This window comes from Burkholderia sp. AU45388 (assembly GCF_030481585.1).
GTDB classification, from domain to species: domain Bacteria; phylum Pseudomonadota; class Gammaproteobacteria; order Burkholderiales; family Burkholderiaceae; genus Burkholderia; species Burkholderia sola.
Map to the genome: position 1 here is coordinate 171,564 of NZ_JAUJPV010000014.1, position 12,280 is coordinate 183,843.

Annotated in this window: 15 protein-coding genes and 1 pseudogene; 14 read left to right on the forward strand and 2 right to left on the reverse strand. The window is 61.4% G+C overall.

Going from position 1 to position 12,280, the window contains the following annotated elements:
* Positions 1 to 26 precede the first annotated feature (26 nt).
* The 14 genes from QZM72_RS22185 (at position 27) to QZM72_RS22250 (ending at position 10,659) form a co-directional block, all read left to right on the forward strand.
* Positions 27 to 467, forward strand: a complete 441-nt coding sequence (locus QZM72_RS22185; protein WP_301739211.1) for a phage GP46 family protein — start codon at positions 27 to 29, stop codon at positions 465 to 467.
* Positions 467 to 1,627, forward strand: a complete 1,161-nt coding sequence (locus tag QZM72_RS22190) for a baseplate J/gp47 family protein (RefSeq protein WP_301739212.1) — start codon at positions 467 to 469, stop codon at positions 1,625 to 1,627. Before QZM72_RS22185 ends, QZM72_RS22190 begins: the two co-directional genes overlap by 1 nt.
* Before the next feature lie 42 nt (positions 1,628 to 1,669).
* Positions 1,670 to 2,308 carry a YmfQ family protein gene (locus tag QZM72_RS22195; protein WP_230979410.1) on the forward strand — a complete coding sequence of 213 codons (639 nt, stop codon included), beginning with the start codon at positions 1,670 to 1,672 and terminating at the stop codon, positions 2,306 to 2,308.
* A gap of 14 nt (positions 2,309 to 2,322) precedes the next feature.
* Complete coding sequence (locus QZM72_RS22200) at positions 2,323 to 2,976, forward strand: hypothetical protein (RefSeq protein ID WP_301739213.1); 654 nt, start codon at positions 2,323 to 2,325, stop codon at positions 2,974 to 2,976.
* A 92-nt stretch (positions 2,977 to 3,068) separates the two neighbouring features.
* Positions 3,069 to 4,721 (forward strand): hypothetical protein, encoded by a 1,653-nt coding sequence (locus QZM72_RS22205; protein ID WP_301739214.1) that lies wholly within the window; start codon positions 3,069 to 3,071, stop codon positions 4,719 to 4,721.
* Between the two features lie 8 nt (positions 4,722 to 4,729).
* The gene (locus QZM72_RS22210) at positions 4,730 to 5,941 is read left to right on the forward strand and encodes a hypothetical protein (protein WP_301739215.1); all 1,212 of its coding nucleotides are present in this window, start codon (positions 4,730 to 4,732) and stop codon (positions 5,939 to 5,941) included.
* Between the two features lie 69 nt (positions 5,942 to 6,010).
* Positions 6,011 to 6,781 (forward strand): class I SAM-dependent methyltransferase, encoded by a 771-nt coding sequence (locus QZM72_RS22215; protein ID WP_301739216.1) that lies wholly within the window; start codon positions 6,011 to 6,013, stop codon positions 6,779 to 6,781.
* Positions 6,782 to 6,874: 93 nt separating this feature from the next.
* Positions 6,875 to 7,261 (forward strand): hypothetical protein, encoded by a 387-nt coding sequence (locus QZM72_RS22220; RefSeq protein ID WP_301739217.1) that lies wholly within the window; start codon positions 6,875 to 6,877, stop codon positions 7,259 to 7,261.
* Positions 7,225 to 7,833: a glycoside hydrolase family 19 protein gene (locus QZM72_RS22225; protein WP_301739218.1), complete on the forward strand. Its 609-nt coding sequence runs from the start codon at positions 7,225 to 7,227 to the stop codon at positions 7,831 to 7,833. Before QZM72_RS22220 ends, QZM72_RS22225 begins: the two co-directional genes overlap by 37 nt.
* Positions 7,834 to 7,870: 37 nt before the next feature.
* Positions 7,871 to 8,191, forward strand: a complete 321-nt coding sequence (locus tag QZM72_RS22230; RefSeq protein ID WP_301739219.1) for a hypothetical protein — start codon at positions 7,871 to 7,873, stop codon at positions 8,189 to 8,191.
* The gene (locus QZM72_RS22235; RefSeq protein ID WP_301739220.1) at positions 8,188 to 8,520 is read left to right on the forward strand and encodes a hypothetical protein; all 333 of its coding nucleotides are present in this window, start codon (positions 8,188 to 8,190) and stop codon (positions 8,518 to 8,520) included. The genes QZM72_RS22230 and QZM72_RS22235 overlap by 4 nt, the downstream gene beginning before the upstream one ends.
* A gap of 9 nt (positions 8,521 to 8,529) precedes the next feature.
* Complete coding sequence (locus QZM72_RS22240) at positions 8,530 to 8,970, forward strand: hypothetical protein (protein WP_301739221.1); 441 nt, start codon at positions 8,530 to 8,532, stop codon at positions 8,968 to 8,970.
* Complete coding sequence (locus tag QZM72_RS22245) at positions 8,967 to 9,563, forward strand: alpha/beta fold hydrolase (protein ID WP_301739222.1); 597 nt, start codon at positions 8,967 to 8,969, stop codon at positions 9,561 to 9,563. The genes QZM72_RS22240 and QZM72_RS22245 overlap by 4 nt, the downstream gene beginning before the upstream one ends.
* 379 nt (positions 9,564 to 9,942) lie before the next feature.
* Positions 9,943 to 10,659, forward strand: a complete 717-nt coding sequence (locus QZM72_RS22250) for an integrase arm-type DNA-binding domain-containing protein (protein ID WP_256979718.1) — start codon at positions 9,943 to 9,945, stop codon at positions 10,657 to 10,659.
* Positions 10,660 to 10,679: 20 nt separating this feature from the next.
* Here the strand turns inward: QZM72_RS22250 and QZM72_RS22255 are convergent.
* Together QZM72_RS22255 and QZM72_RS22260 are read right to left on the reverse strand one after the other, a co-directional pair.
* Positions 10,680 to 11,450, reverse strand: a pseudogene (locus tag QZM72_RS22255) (IS256-like element ISBcen18 family transposase); the annotation flags it as partial.
* A gap of 96 nt (positions 11,451 to 11,546) precedes the next feature.
* Entirely contained in the window at positions 11,547 to 12,041 is a 495-nt protein-coding gene (locus tag QZM72_RS22260; RefSeq protein ID WP_089469404.1) for a 6,7-dimethyl-8-ribityllumazine synthase, read from the reverse strand.
* Positions 12,042 to 12,280 lie beyond the last annotated feature (239 nt).

The following is a 12,280-nucleotide window of genomic DNA, read 5'->3' on the forward strand; positions in this document are numbered from 1 at the left end:
GGCGGGTTTCTTTTTACCTGCACGACATGCCCGACCTGACGCTTTCATGGGATTGCTCGACCAATCACGCCGATTGGGTGCTCGCTGGCGCCGATCTGCTAAGCGGGGACGATCTCGCAAGCGCCGTGATGATCAGCGTCTTCACCGACCGCGAGGCGAGCGCCGATGACGTGATTCCGGATGGCTCTGCAGACCGGCGCGGATGGTGGGCCGACGACGAGGTGCCGATCGGCTCGCGAATGTGGTTACTGAAGCGAGCGAAGCAGACCACGCAGACCGCTCAGCGCGCCTACGACTATCTCGCCGAAGCGCTGCAGTGGTTGATCGACGATGGGGTCGCCAGTCGAATCGAGATCACGACGCAATGGGTGCGGCGCGGGGTGCTCGGCGCGCGGGTCGTCGTCATCAAGAATGGCGACGTGCTTCATGACGGTCGATATGTGTGGACCTGGGAAGGAAATAACTGATGCCGTATCTTCGTCCGACACTTTCCGAGCTCAAGGCGCAGGTAGCGGCCGACATCCAGAGCGGTGTGCCGGGAACCGATCCGCTGCTGCGATTTTCGAGCCTCGGTGTTATTGGCCGCGCACTTGGCGGCCTGGCGCAATTGCAGTACGGCTACACCGATTACATTGCGAAGCAGTCGAACCCGTTCACGGCTGAAGACGAGTATCTGGAAGCGTGGGCAGCGCTGAAGGGCGTCTATCGCGAGCCGGCGACGCAGGCTGGTGCTGCGACGCCGGGGCAGATCCAGTTCACGGCCGCCCCAGGTACGGTGAACACGATTCCCGTCGGGGCAGCGGTCAGCCGGAGCGACGGGGTCGGCTATACGACAACGACCGAGGGCGTCGCTGCGAACGGCGTGGTCACGGTAAGCGCCGTGGCGAATGCCGATCCGACCGGTTTAACCGGCGCGTTCGGGAATTGTGCCGTTGGCACGTCGATGACGCTCGGCGTGTCGATCGCCGGCATCAACTCGACTGGCAAGGTATCTGCGGCATTCACCGGCGGCGCCGACATCGAGAAGGACGACAGCCTGCGTTCTCGCATGCTGTTCGCGTTCCAGAATCCCGCGCAGGGTGGCTCAGGATCTGACTACGTCGGCTGGGCGCGCGATGTGCCTGGCGTGACGCGAGCGTGGTGCAATCCGGTCGGCTTCGGGGCAGGCACGGTCGTTGTCTATTCGATGTACGACCAGGCTGAGTCTGGCAACAATGGGTTTCCGGTCGGCTCGGATGGTGTTGCGGCGGGAGAGAGGCGCGGCGTAGCTGCCACCGGCGATCAGCTCACGGTCGCGAACTGGATTTATCAGCTGCAACCGGTTACGGCTCTGGTGTATTCGTGCGCACCGATCGCCGATCCGATCGATTTCACGATCTCCGGCGCGGCTAATTTCACTGCGGCCCAGAAGACTGCTATCGCGACCGCGATCTCGGGGATCTTCATGCTGTACGGGTCGCCCGTCGGCACGGGGAACCAGAATGGTGTGGTCGAGCTGTCCTACATCGATTCGGCGATTGCTGCGATCACCGGCACGCAAGGTTTCGTGATCACGTCTCCGTTGCAGAACATCGTCGGTACCACCGGTCAGCTGCCGGTGCTCGGCAATATCCAATGGCTTCCGTAGATGAGAGCGCCGAACTATTCCGCGTCCGACTTCGAGTCGGCGTTGAACGCGCTGATGCCTCGAGGTTTGGCGTGGCCGCGCGATCCGAAGTCGGTGATGGGGAAAGTGATCGCGTCGTTGTCGCCGGTCTGGTCGCGCCATGTTGCCGCGAACAATTACCTTCTCGTCGACGCGTTTCCCGCCACAACGTTTGAACTGCTTCCCGAGTGGGAGGCGACACTCGGGCTTCCAGATCCATGCGCTGGTCCGGCGCCGACACTGCAGCAAAGACGCGCTCAAGTCGTTGCGCGTCTCGCGAATAGTGGCGGCCAATCGATCGCGTACTTCGTCGATTTCGCAAGGAGCCTCGGCTACAGCATCACGATCGAGAACCATTCGCCGGCGAGAGCGGGATTGTCGCGCTGCGGCGATCCCTGTAACGCCGAATCATGGGCCCATGCCTGGACTGTCGTCGTTCCGGAAAACACGATCACGCGTGCGCGCGCCGGTCAGTCGACGGCCGGCGAACCGCTGGCCACATGGGGGAATAGTGTTCTCGAGTGCGAATTCAATGCGCTGAGCCCGGCTCATACGATTCTCAAATTCTCATATCAGACGGAAATATTCGACAACTCTGTCGTAACGCACGACGCGAGGCCCGTTGTCTTGGGCGACGGATCTTCCGTAATTGTGGGATCTTAAAACTGAGGTAACGCATGTATCAAATTGATGCTCCGGGCGCAGTGAGTTCGTTGCCGCCGCCCGCGCCGGCTGGCACGCCAGGCTACTTTACCGGGGGCGACCCGGCAACGTCGACGCCGGCGACGATCCTGGATTCGGATTGGTTCAATGCAGTCATGATGGAACTGATCAATGTCGTCGAGGCTGCTGGTATTCCGCTCGCAAAAGCCGACAACACGCAGTTGCTCCAGGCCTTGCAGAAGCTGTGCCTGCCGCAGGCAGGTGTGTCATGTTTCTCGGTCAAACAGCTGACCGCGCAAGCGTTCAGTGCGGGGGTGCCGTCCACCGTGAACTTTCAGGCGAAGCAGTTCGACGACCTGAACGAATTCAGCCTCGTGAGCGGGTTATTCGTTGCAACGAACCCGGGTTTTTACAGCTTCAATGCGTCGATTCACGGCACGTCCAACGGAACCGCGAATCGGATTCTTGACCTGTATGTGAACAACGTGCCACGTGTGCGCATGCAGGAGGCGGACGGGTCTGTGCTGAGCTCGTCGCTCGCAGGTTCATCGGGTCCCGTGCAGCTTGCCGCTGGTGACAACGTACGCGTGGTCTATTCGACGTCAGTTGCGGACACGCTCGACACTGGCGCCACGCTCACATACTTTTCCGGCGTTCGAGTCAAGTAGCAGCGTTCGTTGATTCCTCGCATGGAGCCACCCTCTGGGGTGGCTTTTTTTGTTTCCGGCGCCAAGCGCCATCGATTTGGATGTGACCTCCCATGACGACGGGTGTTGGCAAACAGCTCAAAGATTTCGACCCAGCGGCGGCCGCATCGGATTCGGACATTCTCTTCTCGGCGCAGGCTGGCTTCGAGAAGAAGATGACTGCTGCGCAGCTGGCGGTTTACATGCAGGGCAAGGTCATCCAGAACAAGAACGTTGAGACGTTCATTCCGGGTGATGGCGTGACGCCCGGCACGTTTCTCCCTGGCGGCGCGTCGATCACTCTGGCGAATGGCTATGGTTCGATCAACAACATTGACGTCTTCGCCGAAGGGGCGCCGCAGCTCGACTGCACGCTGACTGGGAATGTGCTCGGCTTTCCCAATGGGGGCATCCCGAACGTTTCGAAGATCACTGTCAAGGGAGCGTTGACGGTGCCGGTTGGTGCGATCGGCGCGGGCGCGGTGGGTGATGAGCAGCTCGCGAACGGGTCCCGCATCTTCTACATCAACAAAAACACGCAACTTACGCCGGACTATTATGAGTGCGTCGCAGACTGGAATGGAGTGTCCGGGACCGACAACACGTTCAACCTGCAGCGGCTCGTTAATGCTGTTGCTGCGATCGGAGGCGGAGAAATCGATCTCGGCGCCGGCGGATTTTTCGCATTGAAGAATCTCGTCATCCCGGATGGTGTCCGGATCTACGGCCGGGGCCGCTATCGCTCGGGGATGGTGACTCTCAATGTCGCCGGCACGGGCACTCTGAACGGCGGCGTTTTTCAGGTTGGAAACTCGTCGAAGCTCAGCGAAATGACGGTCTCATCCGCGACGCCGATGACCGGCGGTGCTCTCGTTCTTCTGATGGGAAACCTCGCGGAAATCAGCGACTTCCAGATGACGAACTACTACACCGGTATCGTTGCCGGAACGTCCGCGTTGGAAGTTGTGGGCGCCAAAGTAGCTGACGGAAACATGTTCAATCCGTCGTTGACGCTGGGTGGATGCGCAATCATCGCGGCGAACTTCGGGAACATGCTCATCGAGGACGTCATCGGCGCAGGCCCGGCCTCCGGAATCCAGCCGTTTGGAGGGTTGCGCGTCATCAATGGCGACACCCTGTTTTCCTCGCGGGTGAACTTCACCAAGCACGGCGCCGCACTTCTGCTTGACCCTGCCGCTGGGCAGAACATCTTCTCCGCAGTTTTCTCGGACAGTGATTTCGACAGCGCTTATGGACAGGCGTCCGGTCAGATCGCTCCGGTGGGTGGTGGGGTGTGGGGCGCAAAGTTCTCCAATTGCTGGTTCGGGTTGGGTAACCAGGACGGCCTGCTGATCACCGACGCGGGAGGCGGTACCGTGGACGGCGTCGGTCTTTCGAACTGCGAGTTTCCGAGCAACGGGGCATGCGGGCTCGATGTCTCGGGCCCGAATGTGATGAACGTCGTCGTGAATGGCGGGTGGGCCGCCGGAAACGCGTTGGACGGTTACCGGTTCACCAACGGCACGACGAAGTTTCAGCTGATCGGAGCGCGTGGTGGCCCATGCTCCGGGCGGGGTGCAAATGGCGGATACGGAGCTCGTGTCATCGGCGGCGCGAGCAACGCCTACATGATCACCAACAACAACCTGCTCGGCAATACAACCGGTGCGCTGCTCGACGGCGGAACGGGAAGTAGCAAGCTGGTCAGCAACAACCTCATCTCGTGACATCGCAAATGAAACGATTCCTCATCGCACTTATTGCCGGGGCAATTTCCGTTGCCTCTACCGCCGCGACGTACGTTCCCGTCCAGTTGCTGAATCCGCTCGGATCAACGAGCGGTCAGGCGATCGTATCGACGGGCGCGTCATCGTCGCCTGCCTGGTCCTCAATCGTCGATTCGGTTGTGGCCGGCTCTGGGGTCGCTGTCAGCGGCGCCACCGGCAACGTCACCGTATCGGTTGCGACGAATGGTGTTGCGCTCGGCCAGATCGCGCAGCAGGCCGCAAACTCCGTGCTCGCAAATGCGACGAGCTCGACGGGTAACGTGACCGCATTCACGATGCCGAGCTGCAGCAGCTCGGCAAACGCGCTGCAATGGGCGAGTGGAAGCGGATTTGCGTGCAACTCGAGCATCAATGCGGCGAGCCTCGGTGGTACCGCGGCCGCATCCTATGCTCTGCTCGCCTCGCCGTCGCTCACCGGCACTCCGACGGCGCCGACTGCAACCATCGGGACGAACACGACGCAGCTCGCGACGACGGCGTTCGTCAACAGCTCGATCACGGCAGCAACCGGACGCCTGCTGAATGTGCAGGTTTTCAGCACGCCGGGTAGCTACTCCTACACGCAGACCACTGGCACGACGAGGGTCTTGGTGCGTGTGCAGGGCGCTGGCGGGGGTGGGGGCGGCTGTTCTCCGACAAGCTCGTCGCAGGCATCCGTCGGCGGCCCTGGTGCCGCTGGCGGGTATTCCGAAAGCTATATCACCAGCGGGTACAGCGGCGTCACCGTCACGGTAGGGGCCGCTGGTACCGCGGGCGCGGTATCGAGCAATGGCGGTAACGGGGGAAACTCTTCGTTTGGCTCGCTTGTTACTGCGAATGGCGGGTCGGGCGGCGCAGCTGGTGCCGCGAGCAGCGTCCCGTACTTGGTCGCAGGTTCTGCGGGTGGAAGCGCGTCCGGCGGGAGCCTCCTGAATGTCACGGGAGGGGGCAGCTCGCCCACGGCGGTCGCATCGACGGCTATTGTGTCGTCACTTCCGGGGACGTACAGCATCCTCGGCGCTGGCGCGACAGCGCGCGTCACCACCACCACAGTTACGGGGACGGCCGCGACCGGGTTTGGCGCGGGCGGCAGTGGGTGCGCAAACGCTGCAAGCCAAGGTTCGGGTAATACCGGCGGCGCGGGCAGCGGCGGAATCGTCGCGGTCTATGAGCTGAATTGAACATTCAGCGCCCACTCGTTGAGCAAATGGTAATATCGCGCTTCCGAAAAGCTATTTTGGAGGCGCTTCTTGAAAGCCGAGTTTCCCTGTCCGGTTTGTGATTCAGCATATACGCTGCACGTCCAGGACGTCATCGGGCGCCGCACCAGAAAAGCTTACCCTCAATGGTTCTGCATGGATTGCCGAAGCTTCTTCCACAGGACGGGATATGTGGAGGACTCGGAGCAGCAGTTGAAAGACTTCGAATTCCTGTTTGCAGATAGAGAAAATCACTACGCGCTGCAGAGCCAGTTGGTGCTAGAGCTTGCGACTCTTGTGCCGGGCGTGCAGACGGTGCTTGAGATCGGTCATGGGGCAGGATTCTTCCTCAAGGCGTGCACCGACTACGGTTTGACGGCTACAGGCTTCGAAGTGAATCCGCATTGCCATCAGTTCGCCGTCGAGCACCTCAAGGTGGATAGCCGCCTTGGAATGTTTGATGAGAGTCACGATCAGCGATATGACCTGATCGCAGCGGTTCAGGTGTTCGAGCATCTCGAAAACCCGCGCGAGCTTTTTTCGCTGATGCGGGGGCACCTAAATCGAGACGGTGCAATTTACATCAGTGTTCCGTTTGTTGAACGGAACCAGTGGAAATTCCTCTGGAACGCCGATCGGCTTGACGAAAAGCACCCCGCTGATGTGTTCTCGCATAATGACGTGCATATCACGAACTTCAGCGTTGAGGGCATGAAGCAAATGGGAATGAGTCTAGGCGCGCGAAGTGCCGAGTACTTCATTTCGAAGGATGTTTATAAGAATTCGCCAGGCTCCTATCACGGAGTACTGTTCAGGTTCTAGAAGTGTCGAATCAGCGAGAAACCGCCGTCAGGCGGTTTTTTTTCGCCTATAAGCCGAGCCGCCTACGGGCGGCTTTTCATTTCCGGGGGATGAATGTCGGACAACGCATCGGGGAACGTGCGCGTCGAAGAGCGGTTCCGGGCAGGAGAGAAGCGCTTTTCAAGGCTCGAGCGGCGCATCGACGCCAGCGACGAAGCCGTGAAGGAGCACCTTCAACGGCAGGACGAGAAGATCGACTCGATTGTCGCGTCAGTCTCAAAAATTCAGACGAACACGCAATCGATGGTCGACACGTGGGAGGGCGGTGCACGTGTCGTTCGCGCGTTGTGCCGCCTCGCCGATGCATGGCGATTCCTGGTGCGGCATGTCGCCGGTCCGACGATCGCGTTCGGCACGGTCGGCGTGATCGTCTTCCGCTACATGAGGCACGAGGCGATTCCCGATTGGGCGAATGCGGTCGTGAAACTTCTTCTGGGCTGATCATGACACCACAAACCCTTTCCGCCGCACTGCAGATCCCGATCGCGCTCGCGACACCATGGGCCGATCCGTTGTCGGCCGCGATGGCGCTGTATGCAATCGATTCGCCGCCGCGGCAGGCCGCGTTTCTCGCGCAGTGCGGCCACGAGTGCGGTCGTTTCCAGTGGCTCCGCGAGCTCTGGGGGCCGACATCCGCACAGCGCGCATACGAACCGCCCGCCGCAAAGGCCGCTGAACTGGGCAACACGCAGGCAGGCGACGGCTTCCGGTTCCGCGGCGGTGGCCTCCTTCAGATCACGGGACGTTACAACTTTCGCGTGATGGGGCAGAAGATCGGCGTCGACCTCGAGGGCAACCCCGACCAGATCGTTCAGCCGAGCATCGCGGCCGAAGCGTCTGCGCAATTTTGGGCGGATCGCGCTTTGAGTGCGTTCGCCGACGCCGGCGACTTCCTGTCTATCAGTCGCGCGATCAACCTCGGTAACCCGCGCTCGACGGCTACGCCGAACGGCATGCCCGACCGCTTGGCGCTCTGGAATTCGTGCAGAGCGGCGCTCGGTGTCGCAATTTAACCCGCCGCACCCCGCGGCATTTCAGGAGAAAACCCACATGAACCCGTGGATGAAGTTCATTGCAGCTGTTCTGCTGTTCGGCGCCTGGCTCGCGCTGGTCCTGCTGCATTACGTGCCACCCCAGTCGTTGGTGGACGCGATCGGCTATACGCTGGCCGGCCTCGGCGTTTATCACGCCGCGGCCGGCTCAGTCGGGCCGATTGTGACCGGATTGACCGGGACGGCAGTACTCGGCGCGACCGAACCGGAGAAGTTTGCATCGCAGCCAGTGACTGGCTCCGTGTCCGCTGACGCAGCAGCGGTGCCGGTACCGTCGACGCCGATGCCGCAGGCGGCCCCGGCGCCGACGATCCAGTGATCCGCGCGGCGATCGCGCTATCCGCGTGTCTGGCGCTCGCTGGCTGCGACTCTCTTCGATATGCCGGCATTGCTCGATACGAGGTATCGCCGCTTGTCGACGCCGCTGGCACGCCGGCCGGCTGCTGCGTGCTGCGCGTCTGGAACGGTAAGCAGATGGCGACCGTCGAGGCGACGTTTGCGCATCAGTCCGACAACAGCTATTCCATCTCGCTCCGCGAAACCGACGTTGAAGCATTCGCAGGGCAAGCAACCGCCGCGTCCGCGGCATCCGATGTCGTCGGCGCCGCCACGGCCGCCGCAGTGACGGCGCTCAAGACCCTCAAGTAAGGAAATCCCATGAAGCGTTTTTCGATGCTGCTCGCGGCAGGCATTGTCGCGTCTTTCGCGATCGTCGCCTGCAACTCCCTGCCGACCGTCCAACAGCAGTTCCAGACCGGCTGCACGATCGTCAACGGTGATCTCGCCATCCTCGCGACGTCGCCGCTGCTGAATGCCGATCAGCAGGCCACGATCTCGAAAACGATCCTGCCGGCCAATCAGGCCATCTGCAAGGCAGGCGCACAGCTGAATGTCGCCGACCTGAAGGCGTTCCACGATTCGCTGCTGCCGGCCGCAATCACGATCGTGCAGGCCGTGCCTGCGCTGCCGCAGCAGCAGGCCGTCCTGCTCGGCCTGCAGACGTTCGGGCCGATGGTTCAGGCGCTCATCGACCAGATCCTGACGACGGCGGCGCCGGTGGCTGCCTCGACGCCGCTTGCGGGTGAGCCGCTGAAATGAGCCCGCGCGACTTCGCGCTGCTCGCCCAGGAGGCGTATTCGGCCAAGCCGGACATCGGCAAAGCGGACAGCGCCTCGCGCGCGATCGTGCGGCAGACGGCCGGCGGCCTCGTCGTCGCCTTTCCGGGCACCGACAACCTCGACTGCGTCGCTGCGGACCTCGACGCGCATCCGATCGACGTGATCGGCATCGGCCAGGTGCATCACGGATTCTGGAAGGCGTGGGGCGCGATCGCCGTCGACGTGCTCGCGGCAATCGACGGCCGGCCCGTGACGCTGGTCGGGCACTCGCTCGGTGCCGCGATCGCGATCATGGCCGCGGCGGCGATGGTGGTCGGCGGAAATCCGCCGGCGGCCGTCTACGGCTTCGAGCCGCCAAGGGTGAGCACAAACGGGAGCGTCGCCGCGGTGCTCGCTGCGGTGCCGCTGAATCTGTTCAAGAACGGGAACGACATCGTTCCTGACCTGCCGCTCGACTGGCAGCACGCCGGCCCGATCCGGCAGGTCGGCCGGGCGTCGCTGCCGTTCCCGAACATCGCTGACCACGCGATCGCGCGGGTGATCGCGGCGCTGGCGATCACGACACCAGCCTAGGATCCAGGCACCAAAATGGGTGTGGACTTTTCTGCCTTCGCGTGTCGACCTACTGTACGCTTTTACAGCATTGACGAATCATCAAACCCGCATGGCGTCGCGGGTTCGCGTCCAGTCAACTGAGTTTACATACAGCATAATCGGCCTTCAAATCCAGTTGGGGGTGTCGGACACTCCCGGGTAGGTTCGACTCCTGCTGCCTTCCGCCAGTCATGGCTTCCCGCGCATTCCGGCGACTTCCGTCAACGCGCCGTAGGTCGCTGATTTCAAAGCGATTTGTGGGTAACAGCATGCTTGCGACTTCCGCCTCGGCTCCGCACAATCTCCCCATGAAATATGGGTAGCGGCGTGGGTTTGGTGGGTAGGAAAGGAGGGCGATATGGCGGGACGACAATTGCATCGACTCAGCGCGCTGCGCGTCCCGAAGGCGGTGAATCCCGGGCATTACTCGGACGGTGGCGGCCTCTACCTGCAGATTGCAGACAGCGGTGCGCGCTCATGGGTGTTTCGCTTCAAGCTTGATGGTCGCATGCGCGAAATGGGCCTTGGACCGCTGTCGCGGGTTTCGCTTGGTGAAGCGCGGAAGCTGGCTACGGGATATCGCGAGATGGTCGGCAACCAGATCGATCCCATCCTCGCCCGGCGTGAAGAACAGCATCGGCGACGGCTCGAAATCTCGGTCGATGCCAATGTAACGTTCCGTGAGGCGGCTGAAGCGTTTATCCGTGCGCGTGAACCGGAATGGCGAAACCGTAAGCACGTCCAGCAGTGGGGCAATACACTGGCGACCTACGCTTATCCCGTTATTGGCGATGTGCAGGTGCGCAACATCGACACCGCGATGATTGTGTGCATTCTTCAGCCGATCTGGACGAAAAAGGCCGAGACCGCACGGCGGGTGCGCGGGCGCATCAAGGCGATCCTCGACGCGGAGACCGTGATGGGGCACCGCACCGGCGGCAACCCTGCCTGGTACGTCGACCACCTCCAACTGGTGTTGCCACGCTCGAAGAAGCGCTCGCAGATTAAGCATCATCCGGCGCTGCCTTGGGAAGACCTGCGAACCTGTCCGCATTTTTGTGGGCGAGGCGGTTGAACAACGTGTTACCCACGCGCCTACATAAATCGCTCTCCGAACAGGATAGCAAACTGATTCATTGCTGATTTCCAGTCGAATGCGGACCGCACGGTCTTGGCCAGTACGTTGCGCATCGCCAGCCAGAGCAGCTTGATGGCCGCCTCGTCATTCGGGAAGTGGCCACGGGTCTTGATGATCTTGCGCAGTTGCATGTTCAGGCTCTCGATGGCGTTTGTCGTATAAACGACCCGTCGAATCTCCGGCGGAAACACGTAGAACGGCACGACGTGCTCCCACGCGCGTTGCCAGGACTGCACGATCGTCGGGTACTTTGCGCCCCAAGGTCCGTCGGCGAAGTCTTGCAGCGCCTGCCGTGCCGCCTCTTCGCTGGCAGCCGCGTAGATCGGGCGCAGCGCTGCGGCGAGCACCTTGCGGTCCTTGTAGCTGGCGTATTCGAGGCTGTTGCGGATCAGATGCACGATGCAGGTCTGAACGGTGGTCCGCGGATAGGCCGCGCCGATGGCCTCAGTCAATCCTTTCAGGCCATCGACCACGGCGATCAGGATGTCCTGGCAGCCGCGCGTCTTCAGTTCGTTGAACACTTTGAGCCAGAATTTGGCCCCCTCGGTCTGCTCGATCCAGAGGCCCAGCACGTCGCGCTGGCCGTCGGCCTGAATGCCCAAGGCCAGATAGACGGCCTTGTTGCTGACCACGCCGTCGTCGCGGATCTTGACCCGCAGCGCGTCGAAGAAGACGACCGGATACATCGCCTCAAGCGGGCGGCTTTGCCAGCTCAGCGCCTCGGCCATACATCACGGGGGCAGATTGTGAACGTCGATAGCGAGATGTTCATCTCCTCTGCTAGTTGAGAGAGGCCGCAGGAGATTTCCACGGCCTCTTGAGCTTTACTCAAGCAAGGCAAGTTTAAGCACGGTGTCGCCGCAAGCTCGTGCTACTTCTGCGCCTTTCACGACAAAGTGATCGGTGAAGAACTTGACATGTTCCTTGCTGTGGTGAAAGTGATGCGGCGTCAGAACTGCAGAAAACACCGGCGTGCCCGTTTCAAGCTGGACCTGCATCAAGCCCGAAATGACGGCCTGAGCGACGAATTCATGGCGATAGATGCCTCCATCGACGACGAGCCCAGCCGCGACGATGCCGGCATATCGGCCGCTCTGCGCGAGTCGTTTCGCGTGCAGCGGAATCTCGAATGCGCCGGGCACTTCATACAGGTGGATATCGTCGGCAGCGTAACCAAATTCCTTGATGACGTTCAGGAACGAGTTCTTGCACTGGTCAACGATATCACGGTGCCAGCACGCCTGGATGAATGCGATGCGCTTGCGATTGCCGCCGGAAACGAATGCTGCTTGTGCTTCGATTGAGAGTGACTTGTTCATGGACTTCAGCCTGTTTTGTGTGAACACCGCGAAGAGCAGCCGTTTCCCGCACGCGCGGAATGCCGGCTGTCCTGTTCTCTTTCCTGGCTGGCGGCTGCCAGCCCAAAACGTTGGCTAGCAGTTTTCGGGCAGCCTTCTCCAAAAACTACACGGGATGCCACCCCCGTGTAGACAAATGGCGGCACCATTTCAGCATTCTGACGTGATGGCGTGGCGATCTTTCAGATCACGACTTCGGA

Bases quoted from the DNA above. Each gene is read 5' to 3' on its own strand.
- QZM72_RS22220 (WP_301739217.1), top strand. From the start codon at position 6,875: ATGTCGGACAACGCATCGGGGAACGTGCGCGTCGAAGAGCGGTTCCGG.
- QZM72_RS22210 (WP_301739215.1), top strand. From the start codon at position 4,730: ATGAAACGATTCCTCATCGCACTTATTGCCGGGGCAATTTCCGTTGCC.
- QZM72_RS22260 (WP_089469404.1), bottom strand. From the start codon at position 12,041: ATGAACAAGTCACTCTCAATCGAAGCACAAGCAGCATTCGTTTCCGGC.
- QZM72_RS22245 (WP_301739222.1), top strand. From the start codon at position 8,967: ATGAGCCCGCGCGACTTCGCGCTGCTCGCCCAGGAGGCGTATTCGGCC.
- QZM72_RS22230 (WP_301739219.1), top strand. From the start codon at position 7,871: ATGAACCCGTGGATGAAGTTCATTGCAGCTGTTCTGCTGTTCGGCGCC.
- QZM72_RS22250 (WP_256979718.1), top strand. From the start codon at position 9,943: ATGGCGGGACGACAATTGCATCGACTCAGCGCGCTGCGCGTCCCGAAG.
- QZM72_RS22205 (WP_301739214.1), top strand. From the start codon at position 3,069: ATGACGACGGGTGTTGGCAAACAGCTCAAAGATTTCGACCCAGCGGCG.
- QZM72_RS22185 (WP_301739211.1), top strand. From the start codon at position 27: ATGCCCGACCTGACGCTTTCATGGGATTGCTCGACCAATCACGCCGAT.
- QZM72_RS22240 (WP_301739221.1), top strand. From the start codon at position 8,530: ATGAAGCGTTTTTCGATGCTGCTCGCGGCAGGCATTGTCGCGTCTTTC.
- QZM72_RS22190 (WP_301739212.1), top strand. From the start codon at position 467: ATGCCGTATCTTCGTCCGACACTTTCCGAGCTCAAGGCGCAGGTAGCG.
- QZM72_RS22200 (WP_301739213.1), top strand. From the start codon at position 2,323: ATGTATCAAATTGATGCTCCGGGCGCAGTGAGTTCGTTGCCGCCGCCC.